Origin of the sequence: Burkholderia sp. KBS0801, from assembly GCF_005937855.2 — a bacterium.
GTDB classification, from domain to species: domain Bacteria; phylum Pseudomonadota; class Gammaproteobacteria; order Burkholderiales; family Burkholderiaceae; genus Burkholderia; species Burkholderia ambifaria.
Genome location: NZ_CP042179.1, coordinates 138,607 through 162,372, shown reverse-complemented (window position 1 = coordinate 162,372; position 23,766 = coordinate 138,607). Strand labels below are relative to the sequence as shown.

At 66.7% G+C, this 23,766-nt stretch carries 18 protein-coding genes; 5 read left to right on the top strand and 13 right to left on the bottom strand.

All coding sequences use genetic code 11. From position 1 onward, the window contains the following. The 13 genes from FFI87_RS30205 to FFI87_RS30145 form a co-directional block, all read right to left on the bottom strand. A complete protein-coding gene (locus tag FFI87_RS30205; protein ID WP_138850827.1) occupies nt 1–1,200 on the bottom strand; it encodes a capsular biosynthesis protein in 1,200 nt (399 codons plus the stop codon). 28 nt (nt 1,201–1,228) lie between these two features. Continuing rightward, nucleotides 1,229–2,461, bottom strand: a complete 1,233-nt coding sequence (locus tag FFI87_RS30200; RefSeq protein ID WP_138850826.1) for a lipopolysaccharide biosynthesis protein — start codon at nt 2,459–2,461, stop codon at nt 1,229–1,231. A gap of 66 nt (nt 2,462–2,527) precedes the next feature. After that, nucleotides 2,528–4,765: a polysaccharide biosynthesis tyrosine autokinase gene (locus FFI87_RS30195; protein ID WP_138850825.1), complete on the bottom strand. Its 2,238-nt coding sequence runs from the start codon at nt 4,763–4,765 to the stop codon at nt 2,528–2,530. Between the two features lie 53 nt (nt 4,766–4,818). Then, nucleotides 4,819–5,253, bottom strand: coding sequence for a low molecular weight protein-tyrosine-phosphatase (locus tag FFI87_RS30190; RefSeq protein ID WP_138850824.1), 435 nt, complete (start codon nt 5,251–5,253; stop codon nt 4,819–4,821). Further along, entirely contained in the window at nt 5,250–6,425 is a 1,176-nt protein-coding gene (locus FFI87_RS30185) for a polysaccharide biosynthesis/export family protein (RefSeq protein ID WP_138850902.1), read from the bottom strand. Before FFI87_RS30185 ends, FFI87_RS30190 begins: the two co-directional genes overlap by 4 nt. Nucleotides 6,426–6,612: 187 nt before the next feature. Continuing rightward, nucleotides 6,613–7,689 carry a sugar transferase gene (locus FFI87_RS30180; RefSeq protein ID WP_138850823.1) on the bottom strand — a complete coding sequence of 359 codons (1,077 nt, stop codon included), beginning with the start codon at nt 7,687–7,689 and terminating at the stop codon, nt 6,613–6,615. A gap of 841 nt (nt 7,690–8,530) precedes the next feature. Continuing rightward, nucleotides 8,531–9,382 carry a helix-turn-helix domain-containing protein gene (locus tag FFI87_RS30175; RefSeq protein ID WP_409995136.1) on the bottom strand — a complete coding sequence of 284 codons (852 nt, stop codon included), beginning with the start codon at nt 9,380–9,382 and terminating at the stop codon, nt 8,531–8,533. 1,296 nt (nt 9,383–10,678) lie between these two features. After that, nucleotides 10,679–11,803 carry a pyrroloquinoline quinone biosynthesis protein PqqE gene (pqqE, locus tag FFI87_RS30170; RefSeq protein WP_138850821.1) on the bottom strand — a complete coding sequence of 375 codons (1,125 nt, stop codon included), beginning with the start codon at nt 11,801–11,803 and terminating at the stop codon, nt 10,679–10,681. A gap of 1 nt (nt 11,804) precedes the next feature. Beyond that, nucleotides 11,805–12,086 (bottom strand): pyrroloquinoline quinone biosynthesis peptide chaperone PqqD, encoded by a 282-nt coding sequence (gene pqqD, locus FFI87_RS30165; protein WP_012372245.1) that lies wholly within the window; start codon nt 12,084–12,086, stop codon nt 11,805–11,807. Continuing rightward, entirely contained in the window at nt 12,083–12,802 is a 720-nt protein-coding gene (gene pqqC / locus FFI87_RS30160) for a pyrroloquinoline-quinone synthase PqqC (RefSeq protein WP_012372244.1), read from the bottom strand. Before pqqC ends, pqqD begins: the two co-directional genes overlap by 4 nt. A gap of 2 nt (nt 12,803–12,804) precedes the next feature. Next, complete coding sequence (gene pqqB, locus FFI87_RS30155; RefSeq protein ID WP_012372243.1) at nt 12,805–13,728, bottom strand: pyrroloquinoline quinone biosynthesis protein PqqB; 924 nt, start codon at nt 13,726–13,728, stop codon at nt 12,805–12,807. A 64-nt stretch (nt 13,729–13,792) separates the two neighbouring features. Continuing rightward, entirely contained in the window at nt 13,793–13,867 is a 75-nt protein-coding gene (gene pqqA, locus FFI87_RS30150; protein ID WP_006410019.1) for a pyrroloquinoline quinone precursor peptide PqqA, read from the bottom strand. Nucleotides 13,868–14,159: 292 nt separating this feature from the next. Next, nucleotides 14,160–16,169 (bottom strand): sigma-54-dependent Fis family transcriptional regulator, encoded by a 2,010-nt coding sequence (locus tag FFI87_RS30145; protein WP_138850820.1) that lies wholly within the window; start codon nt 16,167–16,169, stop codon nt 14,160–14,162. Nucleotides 16,170–16,496: 327 nt separating this feature from the next. Between FFI87_RS30145 and FFI87_RS30140 the strand changes: the two genes are divergently transcribed. From FFI87_RS30140 to FFI87_RS30120, 5 genes are all read left to right on the top strand, one after another. Continuing rightward, nucleotides 16,497–17,501, top strand: a complete 1,005-nt coding sequence (locus FFI87_RS30140) for an alpha/beta fold hydrolase (protein ID WP_138850819.1) — start codon at nt 16,497–16,499, stop codon at nt 17,499–17,501. 772 nt (nt 17,502–18,273) lie between these two features. Then, nucleotides 18,274–20,001: a methanol/ethanol family PQQ-dependent dehydrogenase gene (locus FFI87_RS30135; protein ID WP_012372240.1), complete on the top strand. Its 1,728-nt coding sequence runs from the start codon at nt 18,274–18,276 to the stop codon at nt 19,999–20,001. 70 nt (nt 20,002–20,071) lie between these two features. Beyond that, nucleotides 20,072–21,337, top strand: coding sequence for a c-type cytochrome (locus FFI87_RS30130; RefSeq protein ID WP_138850818.1), 1,266 nt, complete (start codon nt 20,072–20,074; stop codon nt 21,335–21,337). Nucleotides 21,338–21,412: 75 nt separating this feature from the next. Next, on the top strand, nt 21,413–21,730 hold the full coding sequence (locus tag FFI87_RS30125; protein WP_138850817.1) for a high-potential iron-sulfur protein: 318 nt from the start codon (nt 21,413–21,415) through the stop codon (nt 21,728–21,730). Nucleotides 21,731–21,746: 16 nt separating this feature from the next. Continuing rightward, on the top strand, nt 21,747–23,612 hold the full coding sequence (locus FFI87_RS30120; protein ID WP_138850901.1) for a sigma-70 family RNA polymerase sigma factor: 1,866 nt from the start codon (nt 21,747–21,749) through the stop codon (nt 23,610–23,612). Nucleotides 23,613–23,766: the final 154 nt, after the last annotated feature.

Sequence of the window (23,766 nt, the reverse complement as noted above, 5' to 3'; positions counted from 1 at the left end):
TCAGTGACGCCTCGCGAACACACGACGGGCCGCATCGGCGGAAATGCGCGCGGCGCCGAAATAGTCGATGCCGTCGACCAGGAACGAATGGATGTACTTCAGCATCCGCTCTCGGTCGAATTCCTTGTAGAAGCAACGACCGAGCGACACCACGCGCTTGCCGTACAGCATCGCCTCGAGCCCGACCGTCGAATTGATCGTGACGACCGCATACGCGTGCCGGAGCAGCTCCGTGGTCGGCGACGTGACGATCTCGAAGTGATAGGTCTCCTGCAGGCGCACGATCGCGTCGATCTCGGCCGCATCGGTCTCGGCCGGATGCAGCTTTACGAACAGGTCGGCGCTCTCGTTCGCCGCGAACTCGAACGCATGGCGGATCGCGTCCAGATTGCCGATGTCCGAATGCAGCTTGATCTGCGTATCGCCGGACACCTGCAGCGGCAGGAACACATAGCGGCAGGTCGCCAGCGTATCGGCCGACATGCAGGTGGCCTGTCGTGGCGCGGGCATTCCATTGCGTGCGCGCACGCTCGCCAGGCGCCGGCGGGCGACGCCGCCGCTGACCGCCTTCAGCAGATAGTTGGTTGCAGACGTCGCCTTGCGCGCGAACGACGTGCTGGCTTGCGGCAGCGGCATCTGCTTGTAGCGTTCGTAGGCCGACAGCCAGCGCGCATGCGTGTCCTCGTCGGGCAGTGGCAGCTGATCGATGACCTCGGGGTGGCGGCTGATCGTCGACAGCGCATTGACGCCGAGCGAATCGACGAACAGCTTGCCCGGCAGGTTCGAGATCTCGATGAAGCGGGTCGCCACGCCGTGCACCGCGCAGGCCTGCCGCACCGCGCGGCACACCAGCTGCTGCCCGTTCCACATCACGCACTGCTCGACCCCCAGCCCGCGCAGGACTTCCGACGCGATCCGGAAGATCGCCGCCGACTCGCGCTCCGCCCGGGCCTCGGTCATCTGCCCGTTCAGCACCTCGATCGACAGCTGGTACGGCGTGCGGTCGACCGGCTGGCCCTCGGACACGTCGATCGGCATCAGCCGGTTCAGGTACACCGACCGGTAGCCGCTCAGCAGCAGGCCGAGATGCGCGACCGGCTCGCTCGTCAGAAACGCGAATTCGTACTCGTGCCGGACCGCGTTCACCAGGCGGTTCGCGAAGTAGTAGCGCTCGAGGGAATCGATGACTATCAGGATCATGGTGTGCACCTTCGTCGTATCGGCGTTCTCACGCCAGCGCCCCGGATCGGGACACATTCGTGTCGAGGACCCGGTACGTCAGCGCGATGCCGGCCGCCATCAGCGCGGCGCCGGTCAGCGAAAAGACCTGCACGCTCGTCGGAGCCGACAGGTTCATCAGTCGCGCGATGCCCAGCGCACCGGCAAGACAGACGCCACAGGTCAGCTGAAACAGGAAATCGATGCGTTGTGCGCGGGTCGCGAGGAAGATCTGCGACAGCGGCACGTAAACCAGCTGCAGCGCGAACAGCGGCATCAGGCTGTGATAGAACCCGACCGAGCCGCGCCAGCTTTCCCCGAAGAACAGGTTGACGAGCGGCGCGAACAGCAGCAACCCGCCGGCCATGTACATGGCAGCAAGGCCCGCGAGTGCGCGCGCGTAGGCTCGGTACACGCGCCGCACCGTCGTGCCCGCATCCGGTCGCGCCATCGCGCCGATCGCGTCGCGGCGAAACACGCCGCCGACGCTCTGCGCGATCAGCGAAACCGGAAAGAACCCGAGCCGGTAAGCCGCGGCGAAGTAGCCGGCGCTCTGCGCGTCGAACCAGTGCGGAATCGCGATCGATAGCGCGTAGGTCAGCACCGACGCGCACAGCGTCGACGGCAGGATATACAGCGCGAAACCGCGATTCCTGACGAAGAATCCGCGGGACAGCATGAACGAATACCCGGCCCGATAGCCAGAGAACAGGATCGCTGCGGCCATCACGATCGAGACCGCGGCGCTCACCCATGCGTACAGCGCGAACACGTCGACCTGGCCGCACGCGGGGCATGCGAGCGACAGCACGAGGCCGGCGAGAAATGCGCCGTTGACCACCACGCGCGACAGCGCAATCCATCCGTAGCGCCTGAGACTGTTCAGATACGATCCGGCGGCCAGTTGCACGAACGATGCCAGCGCATAGACGGCGACCAGATAAAGATCCGTGCGGCCGGCGACGGCGATTGGGATGCCGAATACCGCGACGACGACCAGGCTCAGCGCCGTCACGTTGACGAACGCGTTGAACGACTCACCCGGCGCGTCATCGACGCACGCGAGTTCGTAGCGCAACGCGAGCAGCGTGCCCGCGAAGGTCGCCAGCGCGAGCAGATAGTTGAAGTGGCCGAGCGACGCCGGCCCGAAGCGCCGTCCGATCACGAAGATGCAGACGAACAGCGCGATCTGGCCGACCACGACGCCGGCGAGCGACACGATCGAATCCCGCGGATTGATCATCTCGCCTCCGTGCGCCGCGCGCGACCGGATGCGTCGGCCGGGCCGCCGGCGGTGACGCGGCGCGCATCACGCATCTTGCGCCCCGTATTCGTAGGCGACATAGCGGTAACCGCCATATTTCGACCCGTACCCGTACTGCCCGAGCCGCGGATTGACACCGTTGAAGATCACGCCGTTCAGGCGGACGCCGTTCTGCGCGAAGCGCTTTGCGGATTCGCTGATCTCGCCGAGCTTCGTCTTTCCTGCCATCGTGACGAGCAGCGCGGTGCCGGCGACCGCGCCGAGAATGCCGGTATCGGGCACCGCGAGCACCGGCGCCGAGTCGATCACGACGATGTCGTAGCGCGACGACAGCTCGCCGACCAGCGTCGCGAGATTGCGGTTCAGCAACAGTTCGGCGGGATTCTTCGGCATCGTGCCGGTCGAGATGAAGTCGAGACCGTCGACCACCTCGCGGTGAATCACGTCCTCCACGCGCGCGCCGCCGGCGACCAGCTCGGTGAAGCCGCGGCCGCGCGGAAAGCCGAGATAGTCGTGCAGCCGGCCCTTGCGAATGTCGCCGTCGATCAGCAGCACGCGCTTGCCTGCGCTCGCCATCACGACGGCGAGGTTCGACGAGAGGAAGGTCTTGCCGACACCCGGCGCCGGACCTGCGATCAGCACGACGTTGTTCTTCGCCTCGAGCATCGCGAACTGCAGCGCGGTGCGCAGGCTGCGCAGGCACTCGACGGCCGGCTCGTTCGGGAAGTCGATTGACAGGATCGACCTGTGGCCGCTCTTGCGCGCGGCCTCCTCGGCCAGGTCGCGCTGATGGTCGCTGATCGGGACCGTCGCGTACACCGCGAGGCCGAGACGGCGCTCGATCTCGTTGTGATCGGAGATCCCGTGGAACAGCATCGAGCGGACGATCGCGGTGCCGCATCCGGCGAGCAGCCCGAGCAGCAGCGACGCCAGCGCGACGAGCACCTTCTTCGGCCGCACCGCCACTTCCGGCACCGCCGCCGTATCGACGAGACGCACGTTGCCGACCTTGCCGGCCTGCACGAGCTGCAGCTGCTGCATGTTGTTGAGCAGCGCCGTGTAGAGGTCCGTGTTGACCTTCACGTCGAGCATCATCCGAACGGTTTCCTGCTGCAGGTCGGGCAGGCGCCGGATCTGCAGCTCGGCGGTGCTGCGATAACCGTTCAGCGCGGCGATCTGCTCGTCGATCACGGCCACGCTCGGGTGCCGTTCGGTGAAGCGCGACATCAGCTCCTGCCGCTTCTGCTGCAGCTCGAGCAGGCGCGTCTTCGCGTCGGCGGTCTGCGCCAGCGCGAGTTTTGCTTCCTCGGTGAGATCGACCGTGCCGTGCTCGTTGCGCAGCTTCGTCAGGCGCGCTTCGGAATCGGTCAGCTGCTGCTTGAGCTGCGGCAGCTGCGCGGTCAGGAATTCGAGCGACTGCGCGGCCTCCGCCGATTTCCGCTCGATGTTCTGCCGCACGTACTGGCGACCGATCTCGTTCATCGTGTCGCTGACCCATTTCGGATCGGTATCCTGAAGGCTGGCGACGACGACGTCCGATTGCTTCACGCGCTCCTGCACGTTGAGGCGGTCGCGGATGTCCTCGATCGTCTTCAGCCGCGAGTTGCGCACCAGCACGAAGGCAGCGCCGGGCTTCGCGGCGATCGACGCGACCTGCAGCGTGATCGGGCCGCGCGGCGAGCGGAACGTTTCGAGCATGCCGACCATGCCCTCGACCGCGGCGTCGAGATCACCGCCTTCGAGCCGATAGCGCTTGCCGCCGAGGCTCGTCAGCGTGAACGCGTCGCCTTCGTTCTTGCGCGGCACGTCGAACCGCGGCACGTCGATGTGCTCGCGGCCCCAGGCATAGCCGCCAAAGCCGGCCAAGCCGGGATCGGACAGGCCGTCGCGATGGCGCGCGATCCAGTCGCCGATCAACGGAAAACGCTTCGGCGACGCATCGATGAACAGGTTGAGCTTGTCGACCGCGCGTTCGACGACCAGTCGCGACGCGAGGATCTGCTGTTCGGCGGCGGCCGACGACTTCACGTCGAACAGCGACGACACATCGCCCAGCAACGACTTGGCGGCCGACGTGTCGGGGCTGTCCTCGACCTGGACCATGATGTTTGCTTCGAACACGGGCTTGCCGAGAATCGCATATGCGAGGCCGGCGGCCAGCACCACGCACGTGATGGCCGCGATCAGCCAGCGGCTTTCCAGCAGGATGTCGAGCACCGCGACGAAATCGGTCTCGCTGCCGTCTTCGGCGGTTTGCTGCGGCGGGGCGGAGGGTTGGGTCATGGCAACGATATGAGGCGTATTGGGTTCCAGTGGGGCATCGACCGACGGCCGCTTCAGACGATACGCAGGCGCTTCGACCACTCGGACACACCGAGTTCGAGCAGGCGCGCGCAGCGTTCGAACACGAATCTGGGCTGGCGGTAAGGGTCGTGCACGTCGAAATCCGTGTACTCGCCGAGACGGAACACGCGCCCCCGCACGAACGGGAACTGGTTCTCGAGCGACGCGCGCTGGCGACGGTCCATCACGAGGATCAGATCGGCGTCGGTGCACAGGGAGCGGCCGATCTGCTGCGCGCGATGTGTCGACACGTCGAACCCGCGCATGCGCATCACCTCCTGCGCGTATGGCGCGGCCGGCATGCCGACCAGCGCGTTCAGTCCGGCGGATGCCACGCGCCGCCCGGGCATGGCCTGACGCAGCATCGCTTCTGCCATCGGGCTGCGGCAGATGTTGCCCTCGCAGACGATCAGGATGGATTCCATCATTTGGTCGCGATCGCGGCGGTCAGGCCGGCGTTGATGGCCGGCAGCAACAGGCTGAGCACGCGGCTGAAGCGGACGAGCCCGTTGCCGTCGACATAGACGATGTCCTTCGGCTTCAGCTGGAACTGATTCGCCAGCACCATCGCGACCGGCGAGCGCGCATCGAGGTGATAGACCTGCGGCTGCTCGTCCTGCATCCCGCGCACCACGTAGAGCTGCGCGGCATCGGCCGTGTTCGCGTTCAGGCTGCCGGCCTGCGCGATCGCGTCGCTCAGCGTCAGCCGGCCATTACGCATCGGCAACGCCGTCACGGGCTTGTTGACCTCGCCCATCACGAACACGCCGCTCTCGTCGCGCGGCAGCACACGCACGAGGTCGCCGTTGCGCAGCACCATCTTCGACGGATTGCGGCCCTGCTCGGCCATCTCGGTCAGGTCGATCCGGCGCTCGACGCCGTCGCGCACCAGCACGATGCGGCTCTGGTCGGCCGCCGCCGAAAAGCCGCCGGCCCGCCCGATCGCGTCATACAGCGTCATCGGGATGTCATTCAAGGCTTGCGAGCCCGGTGTATGCACCTCGCCCTCGATATACACCTGCTTCGCGCGGAACGACGCGATACGCACGGTGACCTGCGGATTCCTGAACGTCTTGTCGAGACGGCGCGTGAGCTGTGTCTGCACCTGCTCGGCCGTCAGTCCGGCGACCGCCAGCCGGCCCGCATAGGGAAACTGCAGCGTGCCGTCCTGGTCGACGACGAAACCCGGCGGCGCATCCGCCGCGCGCGGCGCGGCCTGCGCCGGCGCACCGAGCGCCGCCGCGAGCTCGGGGTGGTCCCATACGGTGATCTGCAACACGTCGCCGCGGCCGATGGTGTACGCGTCCGGCGACGATACGACATCGCGGGCTTCGCCGCGCGTACCGCGTTCGGTATCGCGCATGCGCCGGATCAACGTCAGGTCGATGTTCGTGACCGGAACCGGCAACGCGGCACTGTCGGCCGGCGTGGTACCGCTTTGCAGCGGAATCGACGCCGGCTGCTGCATGCGCATGCCCGGCGCGATGCCGCACGCGCCCAGCAATGTGCATAGCGGCAGGATCATCACGAGCGGACCGACACGCGACGCTCGGCGCGGCGCGCACGCACGCGCCGACTCCATTTGACGCAACCTCTGCATTACAACCTCGCACTTTTTTAATTTGAAATTGCGCCGGTCGCCCCGCGTCGTGTGGACCGCGAGTACAGCACCCCTGTCGAGACCGGACATGCTTGCTGCCACTGCTTGCTGCTGGACACCGCCGTGCCTGCCGCCGTCACGCGCCACCGCCGCGCATACTTCGCGACATCGGTGCGAGTGCCGGCGGCTAATACGCACCAGAACCGCGCACCACCACGTTGATCGTCCGAAACAGGATGCCGATGTCGCGGCGCAGCGACCACTCGCGCACATAGGACACGTCGAGCGACACGCGCGTCGAATAGTCGGTGTCGTTGCGCCCGCTGACCTGCCACAGGCCGGTCATGCCGGGCTTCGCCATCAGGTAGTAGCGCACGTCGGCGCCGTAGCGTTCGAGTTCGGCCTCGACGATCGGGCGCGGCCCGACCAGGCTCATGTCGCCCTTCAGCACGTTCAGCAACTGCGGCAGTTCGTCGAGACTCGTCTTGCGCAGCAAGCGGCCGATCGGCGTGATGCGGACATCGTTCTTCAGCTTGAATTCGCGATCCCATTCCGCGCGGGCGTCGGCGTCGCGCTCCAGCAAGGCCTTGAGCACCGCATCGGCGTTCGTCACCATCGAGCGGAATTTCAGGCACTTGAACCGCCGGCCGTTGCGGCCGACCCGCTCGTGTCCGAAGATCGCCGGGCCGCCGTCGCGCCGCACGGTCCATGCGATACCGAGCAATACCGGTGCGAGCACGACGAGCAGCGTCGACGCGCCGACCAGGTCGAAGCTGCGCTTGACCATCCGCTTGATGCGCCCGATAGTCCGATGACCAATCTCGCGCTGGCCGCGCAGGTCCGCATGCGCGATGGCTGCCGCACGCACCTGGTCGCCCGCACGCTCGATCATCCCGAAGATCGCGAGCGTCAACGCGCGGAATGCGATCAGGCCAATCCCGCTCGCGAGCGTCCAGTACACGAACCACTCGCTCGACAGCACGTGCGCACGATGCAGCACGTACAGCAGCGCTGTGCTCATGCCCTGCACGACGATCCAGGCCAGCACCGTGCGGCCCAGCACGTGCAGCGCCGAGCGCCTGCGCGCCGCCTCATAGATGCCGCAAGCGGGAAATACCGACAACGCCAGCGCGGCGGCAAAGGCGACAAGCGCACCATCGAACAGGGTGCCGCGCGCACCGCCGGTCGCGCCGATCAACGCGGGAATGAACGCGCCCAGCACGATCAGTCCGATATCGGTCGCTCGATTGATCAACGAATTCATTGATATGAACTCCTAATTCATGATCCAACATCCGTTCGCGGTGCAGCGGCATGTCATGTCTGCCACGCGTGTCGCGCCAGGCGTCCCCTCGATCTCGCCGCGGCGGCTTGCCGCGACTCCGACGCATCACGATCTGGCTGGTTGCGATGCATACTCCCCGCGGCGCTCGTTGCAATCCGTCGCCTCGACGTTTCCGCAGTGCATCATATTCGTGGCGACTCGCGCTTTTGTCGCTTGCGTCCGAATCCGCCTTGTTGATGGCGGAACAAATCAAGGGCAATTCCGCGCGCGAATTATTCGATGTATTTCCCCAATCAGGTAATGCATCCGCCGCGCACGAATAACGTGCGCGCACAACGATTCATGCTCGAATTTCGATCACAATGACGACACGTCTTTACATGTCGATTTGCAATTCATCGCGCCGGCCATTACCGGCGCGGCGAACAGCGCACGCATCGCCTCGCGCTGCCGCGACCTGCAAGCGAGCACCGGCTCGATCGATCTGCCGGATGCTCGCTCAACGAATAAAAAGGCCTGCACGGTGCGCTCACGGCGACACGGCAGGCAAAATTCCGAGGAGTGCCCGGGTGCCGCCTCCTCGAAAGGCCAGTCGATAATTTAATCAGCGGAAAATGGTTTGGATCGACCGGTGTCGGACCGCGCCACGATTGTGGCCGAATCCGCCTTCGTCGCATGGATTCGGACTTATATCCGTCATTTTCCACGCCCGAATAACGTCACCGTCATTCTGACGAAACATCAATATTCGAATGTCGAATTGAATTCGCGCAATGCCATTCCACCGAATGGAAGCGTACGGCGAATTGCAATCGTTCGTCTAGGATGGTGCGCCGTTCATCCAGTCGCCGAGGTCCGATGCGTACAGCATGTCGGTCGACGCGTCGCCACCTTTTCGGGCGGCCGCCCGATATTCGGTTGGCGAAGTCTGCAAGTGCTGGCGAAACAGCTTCGCCATCCGGTCGCCGCTGCCGAGGCCTGTGCGTCGCGCGACCTTGTCCGCCGGAAGATCGGTTTCGATCAGCATGCGGCACGCCTTTTCGAGGCGGATCCTCAGCACGAACTCGGTGGGCGTGACGCCGATTTCGTTCTTGAAGCGTCGCAGGAAATTACGCTCGCTCATCGCGGCGGCCTGCGCGGCATCGGCGATGGAGATCCGGTTCTCGCTGTTCACGCGCAAGTGATGCGCTGCCATCCGGATCAACGTGCTCGCGCGCGCAACACGTGCGCCGAACAGCACGTCGGTCAGCTTGCGGTTCGCGCCGGACACCATGCACATCACGATTTCCTGCGCGATCTCGTAGCCCATGTCCACGCGGACGAGCGACAACGCATCGGAGAACGGCCCGTCGTCTTCGTCACCGGCCGGTTCATCGTCACCGCGTCCGGCGGACGACGCGCCGCTGCCGTCCGCGCCCGGCCCGGCCTTCTCGACCTCTTTCTGCGACAGATGAATCTGCGTGAGCAACTTGCGGCCGCCGTGGCTGCCACGAACGACGCGCGCGCGTTGGTGCGCATGCCTGAGCCACGCGATCAACTGCTCGTCGAGCGCGTCGATCCCGTCTTGACCGCTCAACACGAACATCGCATGGACCGTGCTGGCTCCGAGCGTGCGTGCCGCTTCCGTCCAGATGCCCACGCCCGAGGACGAACGAACCGGCCCGCCATGCACGGAATACAAGCGCAACTCGTAACGGTCGGTGAAAGCGCCTTCGGCGCGTCCAAGTTGATTCGCTAGTTCGAAAACGGCGGCCAGCTTGCCCATCTGCATGATCGAGAAACCTTCGAGCAACAGTACGATTACGCTTGCTCGTTGATGCCCGTTGCTGGCGCCTCTACCACGATTCACGCTTAACCCCGTCGATGAATGATTCGACACTGTGTGCATCATTTCGGCCCTTTAACAATTTCTTACATTTTCTTGTTTTCTGCGCCGCATCATAGGGGCGACCCTCACCCGCCGATTTCCCAGTGTCTGTTTTCGCCGTGTTGTTGTCGGAATCAATCAAGCCTATGGTGTGGCACTATTTATTGAGTTTCATCACGCCGGGGATAAATATCTTCATGTAGATTCGCGAATAATTGACGTGCATCAACCCTCCGCGATTTGAATCGGGATAAGGAAGCCGGCTCTCCTCAGATGAATGATGAGAAGCCGATATCGGTTCAATGCGTCAACCATTCCGGCTGGCACTGCCGAAATGGACGAGGGACAGTATCGCGACGTCAATGCGCGTCCACTGCCGGGGCTCGTTTCAATCGTGCATGGTCGGGTACCGCTCAGGGTGTTGAGTGAAGCCGGCCGGCAAATGGAGTACGCGACCACACGCGCTGACGTGTCGCCGAGGCCTGATCCGGGCTACCACTCCAATCGATCGTGTATTGCAAGGAAATATTGACATCGAAGCCGGAGGTACCAGCTTTAAACGTCACACGGGCCGCAGTCGACGGAATTGAACGAGTTCGGCCGGGGGAATCGCTGAATGCGGATCGGCGATGCCGCGCTTGCATCGTACACGCTTCAATTTCGACAAGTGTCCGATGCGGTAATTTTCATCGAATGCGAATGGACATTACGCGAATGTGTCGCGTCGTTTCGACAATGAAATACCTGTGTCATCGTCGAATCTTCCCGGATAGGTACCGCGCAAACGTTGTCGCTGAAAAGGATTTACCCGTAACCAATACATGTAATTACGCGGAATTACTCTGGATTACTCGAGACCCGGGCGCCACGCGAATCCTTGTCATTGGTGGGATTTGGCGGCACACATTCGTCGCATGAGATTTTGTCCGGCACGGACTCGAGCGGAATCGCATCCGGATCGAATCGTTTTCATGACCGTCGTGCGGCGGTCGAATGGGGAAATCGGACTGGGAAGGCACGCGCGGCACGGCACACGGATGCGCCGCGCCCATACCAAATGCGCGTCTGAATGACTTGCGTCGACCCGACGGAAAGAAGCGCTCAGCGCCCGACCGAATTGGCCACACTGCGAAAGATCAGCGGACGCTCATCCTGCCGCCCCGCCCGCCGCGCGAATTGCACGGCCTGCTCGACTTGGCCGTGATGTGCGGACTTCGCGCACACCGGGTCGGCCTCCGCCGGATCGCCCGCCAGCAGGTACGCCTGGCACCGGCACCCGCCATGATCCGTATGGCGCTCGTCGCAGGTGCGGCACGGGTCGCGCATCCAGCCGTCGCCGCGAAACGCGTTGAACGCGTCGCTGTCGTACCAGATCTCCTTCAGCGACCGGTCGCGCACGTTCGGCAGCACGAGGCCAGGTAACCCGCGCGCGGCGTGGCACGGCAGCGCGGTGCCGTCCGGTGCGACGCCGAGGAATACCGAGCCCCAGCCGTTCATGCAGGCCTTCGGTCGCTGCTCGAAGTAGTCGGGCACGACGAACAGGATCTTGCATCGTTCGCCGACGAGCTTGCGGTAGCGGTTGACCGTTTCCTCGGCTTCGCGCAGCTGTTCGGCGGTCGGCATCAGCTGGTCGCGATTCAGCATCGCCCAGCCGTAGTACTGCGTATTCGCGAGTTCGAGAAAATCCGCGCCGAGGTCGAGCGCCATCTCGATGATCTGGCCGACGTGCGGCAAGTTGTATCGGTGCAGCACGCAGTTCAGCACCATCGGATAGCCGTGCGCCTTGATCAGCCGTCCGACGTCGCGCTTGAGGTCGAAGGTGCGCGTGCTGGTCAGGAAATCGTTCAGCTCGCGCGTCGAATCCTGCAGCGACAGCTGGATATGATCGAGCCCGGCCGCCTTGAGCCGGTCGATGCGCGTGGCGTTCAGGCCCACGCCCGACGTGATCAGGTTGGTATAGAAACCCAGCGATCGCGCATGCTGGACCAGCACCTCAAGGTCGTCGCGCTGCAGCGGCTCGCCGCCGGAAAAGCCGATCTGCGCGGCGCCGAGCGCGCGCGCATCGCTGATCACCGTGCGCCATGCGTCGGTATCGAGTTCGGCGCCGTGCGTCGCGAAATCGACCGGGTTGTAGCAGAACGCGCAGTGCAGCGGACAGCGGTACGTGAGTTCGGCCAGCAGCCACAATGGCGTGGACGGCCGGGTCGGTGCGGGTGTCGTGTCCATGTCAGTCGAGCCAGCCGCGCAGTCGCGCATGATCGAGGAAGCGGTAGACGTCCGACGCGAGGTCCGACGTGCTGAACAGTCGCTCGAGTTCGTCGATGATGTCGTCGAGTTCGCGCGTGCCGTCGCAGCGCGCGAGGATCTCGCCCGCGCTCGGATTGAGCCGGACCATGCCTTCCGGATACAGGAGCACGTATGCATCCTGGGCCGCCTCCCACTGCAGGCGGTACATGCCCCTCAGCGAGGGGCGCAGCGGCACGCCGCTGACGACGTCGTTGGAGTTCATGCGGGGTAGGCCTTTTCAATCGCGTCGAGAATCGACCACAGCACATCCAGCTTGAACGACAGGATGTCGAGCGCGCGCCGTTGCGCGTCCGGTGTCGTGAAATGGTTCAGCGTGACCGCGAGCCCGTGCTCGACGTCGCGCTGCGCGAGCGGCACGCGGCTGCGGAAATACTGCAGCCCGTCGGCCTCGATCCACGGATAGTGGGACGGCCAGCCCGCGAGCCGGTCGAGATGGATCTGCGGCGCGAACATCTCGGTCAGCGACGAGCACACGGCTTCCTGCCACGGCGCATGCCGCGCGAAATTCACGTACGCGTCGACCGCGAACCGCACGCCGGGCAGCACGTGCACGAGCGACCACAGTTCCGCACGCTCGATGCCGACCGCTTCGCCGAGGCGCGCCCATGCCTCGATCCCGCCTTCCTGCCCGCCGTGACCATCGTGATCGAGAATCCGCTCGACCCACAGTCGGCGCGTATCGCGGTCCGGGCAATTGGACAGGATCGCCGCGTCCTTCAGCGGAATGCTGATCTGGTAGTAGAAGCGGTTCGCGACCCAGCCGCGGATCTGCTCGGGCGAGCACGCGCCGGTATTCAGGCGCCGGTTGAACGGGTGATGGATGTGGTAGCGCGATTCGAGCGCGCGCAGACGCGCCTCGAACTCCTGCGCACTCCAGGGCGTCGCGTGCAGCGCCGCGGCGGGAATCGGTGCGTTCATCGTCAGATCTCGAATTGCATGCCGTCGTGGGCGACCTCGATCCCGTGCTCGCGCAACTGTGCACGCTGCGCGGAACCGGGGTCGAGAATCGGATTCGTGTTGTTGATGTGCGTGAGCACCTTGCGCGTATGCGCGGGCAATGGCCGAAGCCGATCGATCATCCCCGGCTGCGCCGCGTCGCCGCACTGCGCGAGATGGCCCATCTCGGCCGCGTGCTTCGACGACAGGCCGAGGTCGATCATTTCCGTGCCGGTCCAGAACGTGCCGTCCACCAGCACGAGATCGGCGTCGCGCATCGCGGCGCGCACGTCGTCGTCGACGTCGGCGAGCCCCGGTGCGTAGAATGCCTGGCGGCCCGTGGCCGTATCTTCGATCAGGAGTGCGATGTTGTCTCCGGGAACGGCCGCCGCACGCCGCGGCGAATAAGGCGGCGGCTTGCTGTCGACGGGCACGGCGGTGAAGCGGATGCCGCCGGCGCCGGGAATCGCGAACGGTTCGCCCGGCGCGATCGGGTGTACGTCGACGCCGCAGTAGTGGCCGAGCAGCGGCACGAGCGGCAGCCCCGTCGACAAATCGTCGAGCACGGGCGCGCTCGCGTACAGCGGCAGCGGCGACGTGCGCTCGCGCAGCATCAGCAAGCCCGTCACGTGATCGATCTGTGCGTCGCACAGCACGACGGCGACGATCGCACTGTCGCGGATCGCACGGGCCGGCTGCAGGTCGGGATCGGCACGCAGTTGCGCGAGGATGTCCGGCGACGCGTTCACCAGCACCCAGTCCACACCGTCGCCGCTGACCGCGATCGACGATTGGGTGCGCGGCACGATGCCGTCGGTGCCGGCCCGAGCGCGACGGCAGTTGCCGCAGTTACAGTTCCATTGCGGCAATCCGCCGCCGGCGCCCGAGCCGAGTATCTTGATCTTCATCTGCGTATGCTCCCGGTGCCGCCCGCATCGTGTCCGTCGATGCGGGCGGCGCTGCGCGCGTCGATCAGCGGTTGGCGATGTACATCGTGATTTCGAAGCCGAAACGCAGGTCGGTATAAGCCGGCGTGGTCCACTGCATGATGAGTCTCCTTGTTGAGTTGGTGAGTCGATAACAACCGCATCGATCGAGCGGCCGATACCTATTCAGCAAGGAGCGTGCCGGGGCGCGATCTGCGTCGCGAGGCGGCGCGCGAGGACATGCGGCAGCCGCCGGGTGGTCACGCCACCGACATTCTTTCTATTTCCATACACCGTAATTTCGTCAACCTTTCGCTGACGGTTTGCAGCATGCGCGTCCGGTTGAGCAGGTGTTGAGTCCTTGAACACCGGGTGTTGCAACCTGACACACCCGTGTGACAGTCGCGCCACCGTCAGCGCTCGTCGGGCTCCAGCGCCTCGGGCCCGGCGGCCGGCATCTTGCGGTAGATCGTGTTGCGCGACACGCCTAGCGCGCGTGCGGCGGCCGACACGTTGCCGCCATGGCGCGCGAGCGCGGCCGCGATCGCGGATGCGGCCACGTCCTGCAACCGCGCATCGCAGGCCGCGAACGCGGCTGCTGGCGCTGGCGCGGCGAGCGGCGGCGGCGCGCAGGCGCCCGATGCCGCCGGCCCGTCGTCGCGCCGTACGTCGTCGAAGAAGTCGTCCGGCAAATGCTCGCAGCGGATCTCGCAGTCGTCGTCGACCATCGCGGCCGCCGTACGCAGCAGGTTCGCGAGCTGCCGGAAATTGCCCGGCCACGCGCAGCGCTCGAACAGCGCCATCACGTCGGGCGCGACGCTCAACGGCCGGCGCCCGGGCCCCGACAGCGTTTCCCGTTGCAACATCTTCTGGACGACCACCGCGAGGTCCGTCCGGTCGCGCAGCGGCGGCAGGCGCACGACGAGGCCGTTGAGCCGGTAATACAGGTCCTCGCGAAAGCGGTTCTGCGCAATCATGTCGCGCAGGTCGCGGTGCGTCGCGCAGATGATCGCGATGTCGACACCGATCGCCTTCGTCGAGCCGAGCGGGTTGACGATGCGCTCCTGCAGCACGCGCAGCAGCCGCACCTGCAGCGGATACGGCATGTCGCCGATTTCGTCGAGAAACAGCGTGCCGCCGTTCGCCTGCAGCAGCTTGCCGGTCGCGCCCTTGCGGCGCGCGCCGGTAAACGCCCCCTCCTCGTAGCCGAACAGCTCGGATTCGATCAGCGTCTCCGGAATCGACGCGCAGTTGACGGCAACGAACGGCCCGTCGCGGCGCGGCGAGTCGTTGTGGATCGCCTGCGCGAGCAGTTCCTTGCCGGTGCCGGTCTCGCCGGTGATCAGCACCGGAATGTCCTTGCCGATCACCTTGCGGACCTTCGCGATCACCGCCGCCACCTGCGGATCGCCGGTGTCGAGATAGCTGAGCCGCGACAGGTTCGCCGCGCCTTGCGCAGCCGGCGGCCGCGCGGCCGGCGCGGCGCCGTCGTGCACTTCGGCGGGCCGACTGCCCTCGGCCCGCATCGCGCGGCGGAACTGCACGCGCGCGCAGACCACCGCGCCGTTGCCGAGGTTCAGCGACACGTGCGGCTCGGTGCTTGCGCGCATCCGGTCGATCAGCTGCGCGCTCGTCACGTCGAACAGCGACGCGAGCGTATGCGCGCGCAGCGCGGCGAGCGGCATCCCGAGCTGGAACTGCGCGCTGCGGTTGGCGGACAGGAAGCGGCCGTCCGCGGTGAACGCGACGATCCCTTCCATCAAGGTGCCGAGGAATTCGGGGCGGCCGTGGAACGACACCTGCAGCGTCTCCTGGAAGGTCGTCGTGAACAGGTGGTTCTCGATCATCTGCACCGACATCTTCGCGAGCGCCATCGTGTGCTGGTGATAGCTGCGGTGGTCGCCCGTCACGTCGAGCACGCCGATCGCGTCGCCGTACGGATCGAGGATCGGCACGCTCGAGCAGGTCAGGAAATGATTCGCGGCCAGGAAGTGCTGGTCGCCGTGCACGACCATCGGGCACAGCTCCGCGAGCGCGGTGCCGATCGCGTTGGTGCCCTGCCGGTTCTCCGCCCAGTTCGCGCCGGGGCGCAGCGCGACGCGTTCCGCGCGCCGCAGGAAATCGTCGTCGCCGATCGAATGCAGGATCAACCCTTCCGCATCGGTCAGCACGATCATGCTTTGGGTATTGACGATCTGCTCGTGCAGCGTCTCCATCACCGGCATCGCATGCACGCACAGCACGCGGTTCTGCTCGCGCTTGAGCGCCAGCGCGGCGCCGGACAGCAGGTCGTAGTCGGGACGTGCCGACGCCTGCAGGCCGAACGTCTCGGACCGCTCATGGGACTTCTGGATCGTCGGCGTCGGCCAGCCGGGCGCATGCGTGGCACGTGCGTTGGCCGTCGGATGAACGTCATCGCGCATTGTCTCCTCCGGGGATCCTTCCGGTCGGTGCCGGACTGTTTGTCCTGAATCAAGCAAACTTCGGGCCACGGTGGCTATGCTGCTTCAACCGCGCGTCGTGTATCGCTGCCTCGATGCCCAATGAAAGCAAGATGCAAGCAAGCGCCGGACGCTCGCGACGACTGCCGAGGTGAGATGCATTGCGAATGCGAATGCACCCGTCGCCGTTACCGGATGATTCCGATCGTCGTCGCTGGCGCGATTCTGGCTTTGATGTCGGTCAAGCCACGGCCGGTTCGTGCTCCCTGCCGCATCGGCGATTACCCTGACTCCGACGCCTTCGACGACATGACGCACCGACCACACCGACCGCGCCGCGCTACTTCCGCCTCCCCGCCCGCGCTGTCCCGCGACGCATGCCGGATCGCGTGGACCGAAGCCGGCAATCCGCTCGGCCAGCCCGTCGTCGTGCTGCACGGCGGCCCCGGCAGCGGCAGCCGACCGGCAGCGGTGCTGCATTTGTTCGATTTGACGCGGACGCGCGTCGTGCTGGTCGATCAGCGCGGCGCGGGCGCGTCGACGCCGCGCGGCGGCCTGCGTCACAACAATACGATGCGGCTGATCGGCGACCTCGACGCGCTGCGCGCGCAGCTCGGCATCGTGCGCTGGGGTGTCGTCGGTGGATCGTGGGGGGCGGCGCTCGCGCTCGCGTACGCGGGACGGTATCCGTCGCGCGTGACCCGCGTCGTGCTGCGCGGGTTGTTCCTCACGTCGACGCGCGAAGTGCGCGGCCTGTTCATCGGCGCACGCGCGCGGGCACCGCGGGCATGGCAGCGCCTGACCGCCGCCGCCGGCACGACGCGGGCCGATCGCCTGATCGGCTGCTGCGCGCGGCGTCTGCAGCCGGGTGCCGGCGCGGTGCGGCAACGCGCGGTCGCGCTCGCGTGGAGCGCATATGAAGACGCGATCCTGACCGGGCGCCCGGCACGCGGGGCGCGCCCGACCCAGCGCACCGTCGACCGGCTGATCGAAAAATACCGGATCCAGGCGCATTACCTGCAACGTGCATGCTGGCTCGGCGAGCGCCGGCTGCTCGCGCTGGCACGACAGGCCGCAGACGCCGGCGTGCCGTTGCATGCCGTGCACGGCACGCGCGACCGCGTATGCCCGGTCGACAACGTCGACCGTCTCTCGCGCGCGGTGCCGGCCGCCATCGTCGAACGCGTGCGGGCCGGGCATCTTGCGAGCGACGCTGCGCTCGCGTATGGCGTCGCGCGGGCGGTGCGTGAGATGTTGACCGCCGTCGCGGACGCAGCACCGCATGCCGAATCGCCCGCTCAGTCCCACGCATAGCGCGCGACGAAGCGACGCTTCGATGCTTCGGTTTCCTTCATCTCCATGTCTCCTTCCGCCATTTATTTATGTCGTTATCCGTAACGATTCGTAGACGGCAATCGACGCTGCGTTGATTGGCCGGAGCGTCGAAGGGCATCGGAACGATCATCGCGCTGTGTCACCGCACGCGATCGTTTGAGGTCGACAGCGGCAAGAAGCATACCGACACATGCACCGGCTAGCCGGCGGCATGCGGCCGCTGCCACGCGACGGCGCGCGGAGCGTCCCTATTGCAATCCGTGTCACCGCAGTCGCACCTGTGTCGATCTGGATCAGTGATGCGGCAACCCGGTCGCCACGCACGCCTCGCGTGCACGGCCCAGAGCTGCCGGTAGCGTGGGCATCGTCGCCGGCACGACACCGTGCGCGACCCCTGCGCTCCGTCGATGGCGATCGCGAGCTTGCGCCGCGCATTCACGCCTCCAAAGACCTCACCGAACGAACACGCTCCGTCGCACGCGATGCGCCCCGCGCCACCATCAACCCACTGTCATGTTTCGCAACACTCCGCCCGCGGCTGTCCCCGAACGCAACACCTGCGGGTCACGCGCGCTGCGCCGCATGCGACACCACCGCGCGCGCAATCGGCCGCTCCTCCTTGCGCGGCAATGCTTCCGCCGCAATGGCATGCGATTTGCGTGACTGGCTGCGCACTGGACCCGGATCCCCACCCTTGCCGGCCCGGCCATGAGTTGGCCGCGGTGCGACCACAATGACTCAGGAGACAACCATGAAAAAACTCTCGGCTTCGACGCGCCGACTGGCAACGATCGGAATCGCGGCAGCCGTCGCCATCGCCTTGAATCCCGGCCTCGTGGACGCCGCCGCCGATTATCCGGCCGTCACGTACCAGCGCCTCACGGACGCGCAGCGCGATCCCGGCTGGCTCACCTACTACCGCACGTACAACGGCCAGTCGCATTCGCCGCTCAAGCAGATCGACCCGTCGAACGTGAAGCAGCTCACGCAGGCGTGGAGCTACAAGTTTCCGGCCGAGTTGAAGCAGGGTTTCGAAGCCACGCCGATCGTCAACGGGCGCTACCTGTTCGTGACCACGCCGAAGGACAACGTGTACGCGTTCGACGCGGCCACCGGCGCGCAGCTGTGGAAATACGAGCCGAAGCTCGGCGCGGAATCGTTCAAGACGGCCTGCTGCGACGTCGTGAACCGCGGTGTCGCGCTGTACGGCAAGAACGTCTACGTCGCGATGCTGAGCGGCGAAGTGGCCGCACTCGATGCGCAGACCGGCGCGCTCGTGTGGAAGAAGCAGATGTTCGAGCCAGGGCTCGGCTACGCGTTCTCGCTCGCGCCGCTCGCGATCGACGGCGCGATCGTGGTCGGCAGCTCGGGCGGCGAGTACGGCGCGCGCGGCTTCATCGCCGCGTTGAGCCCGAACGACGGCGCGCTGCTGTGGAAGCGCTACACGATCCCCGGCCAGGGCGAGAAGCACGCCGATACCTGGCCCGACGGCATGCAGGCGCACGGCGGCGCACCGGCCTGGCTGACCGGCACCTACGACGCGGCGACGCGCACGCTGTACTGGGGCGTCGGCAACCCGGGGCCGTGGCTCGCGGACCTGCGCCCCGGCGACAACCTGTACTCCGATTCGCTGCTCGCGCTGGACCCGAAGAACGGCGACCTCAAGTGGCACTACCAGTACACGAAGCACGACACCTGGGACTACGACGGCGTCAACACGCCGGTGCTCGCGACGATCAAGTACAAGGGCAAGGAGCACGACGCGATCATCCACGCGGACCGCAACGGCTACTTCCACGCGATCGATCGCGACACCGGCAAGCTGATCTATGCGGAACCGTTCGTGAAGGCGACGTCGGTCACCGGCTACACGGAAGACGGCGCGCCGATCCAGGATCCCGCGAAGTATCCGAAGGTCGGCACGACGATCGACACATGCCCGAGCTTCCTCGGCGGCAAGAACTGGTGGTCGGTGTCGTACGACCCGCAACGCCACCTCGCGATCGTGCCGGCGCTGCATGCGTGCATGAGCCTGTCGGGCAAGTCGGTCAACTACATGGAAGGGCTGCCGTATCTCGGCGAAGGCTTCGAGATCAAGCCCGAGCCGGGCAGCGAAGGCTACGGCGAACTCCAGGCGATCGACGTGAACACCGGCAAGAAGGTATGGAGCCACTGGAGCAAGCTGCCGTGGAACGGCGGCGTCGCGACGACCGCGAGCGGCCTCGCGTTCAGCGGCTCGCTCGACGGCCACCTGTACGCATTCGACGTGTCGACCGGCAAGGTGCTGTGGGAAAGCCCGAAGCTTGCGAGCGGGATCATCGCGCAGCCGTCGGTGTTTGAAGTCGATGGCAAGGAGTACGTAGCGGTACTCGCCGGCTACGGCGGCGCGAACCCGATCTGGGGCGGCCCGATGGCCAAGGCGGCGGACGACGTGCCGCGCGGCGGCACGCTGTACGTGTTCGCCCTCGACCGCGGCTGATCCCGGCCAACCGTATTGCGCCCGCGCCGACGGCGCGGGTGCCTCCCCCGTTTCCAACCGAGCGACGATCATGAACCTTCCACTTTCCCGCCTCGCCGTGGCCTGCGCGCTCGCGGCAAGCACGGCGCTGCTCCCGGTGCCGTCCACGGCCGCGACGCCGGTGCGCGTCTGCTCGCTGCCCGGCACGCCGACGGCCGCGCTCGACAAGGCCATCGCCCGTGACGTATTCCGCACGGCCGGCATCGTCGCCACCTTCTCCGCGCACGACGCGGGCGGCAGCGACGACGACGGCGTGTCCGCGCACGAGCTCGCCGGCATCCTCGAACGCGATTGCGACGTGCTCGCCGGCTTCCCGCGCTCGGCGATCGCTGACGCATCCGATACGAAGCTGCTGTTCTCGCAGGGCTACCTGCGCTCGGGCTACGTGAGCGTCACGCGCCGCGACGCCGGCACGCCGACGGCCGGCCGCGAAATCGTCGCGGCCACCTACGCGAGCCCCGCGCAGTTGATCGCGGTCCAGCAGAAGGACGCGCGCTTCGATCTCGAGAACACGTCCGAGCAAACCGTCGATGCGGTCGCCCGCGGCCGCGCGCATCGCGCGATCGTCTGGTATCCGGCGGTCGTCGCGTATCAGGCCGCCCATCCGAAGCAGGCGTTCCGCATCGGCGCGACGTCGTCGCCGTATGCCGAGTGGCAGCTCACGTTCGCGTTCGCACCGCGCTCGGCCGCGCTGCAGCAGCGCATCGACGCGGCCCTCACGCAGATGAAGAACAACGGCCGGCTCGCCGCACTCACCCGCAAGTGGGCGCTGCCCGGCAGCGCGCTCGAAGCGCACGAGTCGCGCACGCCGGCGCGCTTCCTCGACAGCGCGACCGCAGCCGGCGGCCGTCAACCGGGCGGCCTCCTGCGGGCGCGCAACGCGACTGCCGGCGGCGGCTTCATCCGCGTCGCCGCGGGCACCGGCGACCCTGCACCCGCGTTCGACGCCACCCAGGCCGCGCACGGCAAGGAACTCTACGGCAATGCGTGTGCGAAGTGCCACGGCGCCGACCTCGAAGGCAATACCGCACCCGCGTTGAGCGGCACGTCGTTCGCACCGCTGTCGCATTCGCACCTGACGATCGGCGGCGTGTTCGGCTACATGGCGACCAACATGCCGGCCGACCAGCCCGGCAAGCTCAAGGACGAGGAATACGCGGACCTGATGGCCTTCCTGCTCGCGTCGAACGGCTATATCGCCAGCAAGAACAAGCTGACGGCCGATGCCGCACGCGCGTCGACGGCGCCGCTCATCGCCGGCCCCGCCGCACATAAGGACGCAAACGCGAGCCAGTAACACCGGGCAAGCGGCTTCGCCACGCGATGCGGGCCGCGCCCTTCCCCATGATTTCATCTCGATCAGGACACGACCGTGACGCACTCCACCTCCCGCAGAACCTTCATCGTCAACACTATCGGCCTGTGCGCCGCGCTCGCCGCCGGGCGCACCGCCTATGCGGCGCCGCCGCTCGTCGACGAGAACGACGCCGCCGCGAAGACGCTCGGCTATCGCACGCATGCGTCCAGCGTCGACGCCGCGCAGTTCCCGAAATACCAGGCCGGCCAGCGCTGCTCGAACTGCCGCTTCTACAAGGGCGAGGCGGCCGATGCGAGCGGCACGTGCCCGATGTTCGTCGGCAAGTCGGTCGCGGCGGACGGCTGGTGCAACGTGTATGCGAAGCGCGCGTGACGCGTCGCGCGACGGGATGCCGGCGCGGCACGCGGCGGTGCCCACGGCCGGCCGCGACGACGGCGCAGCGCCGTACGCCGTCGCGCACCTCCACGCGCTGATCGCGACCGGCCTGTCGCGCGGCTTCGTCACGCGCGGCGACATCATCGACGGGCTGCCCGACGATGATGCGAATGACAGCGGCGTCGATACGGTGGCGGCGGTGCTCGGCGAACTCGGCATCGCGGTGTGCGACAGCGCCGATACCGCGAGCGGCTGGACGCTCGAGCGCTACTTCCGGCCCGCGCCGCCCGCGCGCGCATGGGCCGACGGCGCCGGCACGCTCGCCGCGGCCGACCTGCTCGCGCCGCGCACGACCGATCCGGTCCGGCTGTACCTGCGCGAGATGGGCACGACGCCACTCCTCACGCGCGACGAGGAATTCGCGTACGCGCGACGGATCGAGCGCGGCCGCGCCGCGTCGGCCGCGGTGCTGTGCGGCGACCCCGATGCACTCGACGCGCTCGTGTCGATTCGCGTCGAGATCGCGCAATGCCGGACCGCCGCGTCGACCTATGTGATCTTTCTCGACGACGGCCCGCGCGACGACATGACGGTCGATCACGCCGAGGTGCGCACGTCGGCCACCCCTGCCGGCGAACCCGCGCGCGACGACGATACGGAGGCCGATACGCAGACCGAGGATTCGGCCTGGCGCGGCGCGGTAGTGGCGCGGCTCGCACGCATCGATGAACTCGCGCACGGCATGCGCGCCGCGCTGGCGTCCGGCGGCAGCGCTTGCGCCGCGTATCGCACGCACGTACGCGACGCCGCTGCACTGCTCCGCACATTGGGCCTGTCCGCCCGCGCGCTCGAACGGATGAGCGAGCCGTTGCGCGCCCGCGCGCGCCGGCACCGTGCGTTGCGGGCCCGGCTGGAGCGGATGCTGGCCGACGTCGGCGTCCCGCGGTCGTTCGCGCACGCGGCCGACGACGATCACGCCGGCTGGCTGGCATCATGCATCGCCGCGCACCCGGCCTGCGCGCCGACGCTGAAAAGACGGGCGGCCGAGTTCATCGATGCACGCGACGCGATCGTGCGCGCGGCCCCCGCATCGGAACTGCCGCCCGGCGCGACCGCGTCGCTCGATGCACGGCTCGGCGCGATCGAACACGCGATGCAGCCGGCGAGGACGGGTTTGTTCGATGCGAACCTGCGGCTCGTCGTGTCGATCGCGAAGCGCTATCCGGATCGCGGCCTGCCGTTCGCCGACCTGATCCAGGAAGGCAATATCGGACTGTTGAAGGCGATCGAGCGCTACGACTACCGGCGCGGTTTCCGGTTCTCGACTTACGCGACCTGGTGGATCCGGCAGGCGATCACGCATGCGCTCGCCGACCTCGGTCGCACGATCCGCGTGCCGACGCATACGGTCGACGCGCTGAACAAGCTGTCGCGACTCGCGCGCGAGCATCGGCAGCGCGCGGGCACCGCGGCGACGCCGGCCGAACTGGCCGTCCACATGGGCGAGCCGGTCGACAAGGTGCGCGACCTGATGGCCATCGTGAAGGAACCGGTCTCCGCCGACGTGCCGGTCTCGCCGGAAGGCGACATGACGTTCGCCGACGTCGCGCCGGACACGTCGACGCCTTCTCCCGAAGACGCGGCCGGCGCCACGCAGTTACGCCGCACGATCGCCGCCGTGATCGACCGGCTGCCGCCGCGCGAGGCGATGGTCCTCAAGCTGCGCTACGGATTGCACGCGGACGAAGGCTGCTCGCTGCGCGACATTGGCCGCCAGCTGAACCTGTCCGCCGAACGCGTGCGGCAGATCGAGGCCTCGGCGCTCGCCCGACTTCGCGCGTCCGACACGCTCGGTCTGCTCCGGTCGTTCATCGCGTAGTACGCGAACGGCCCACGGGCGGTGCTCATCGCTAATCGCACGCCGTGTTGAAGCCTGCAACACGTCTGCTGCATTTCGACGCAAGCGGCAAGCGGACAGATACACCGACCGTCCTCTTTTTAATTGCTTTGCAGTGCAGATCGATCGCCGGGAA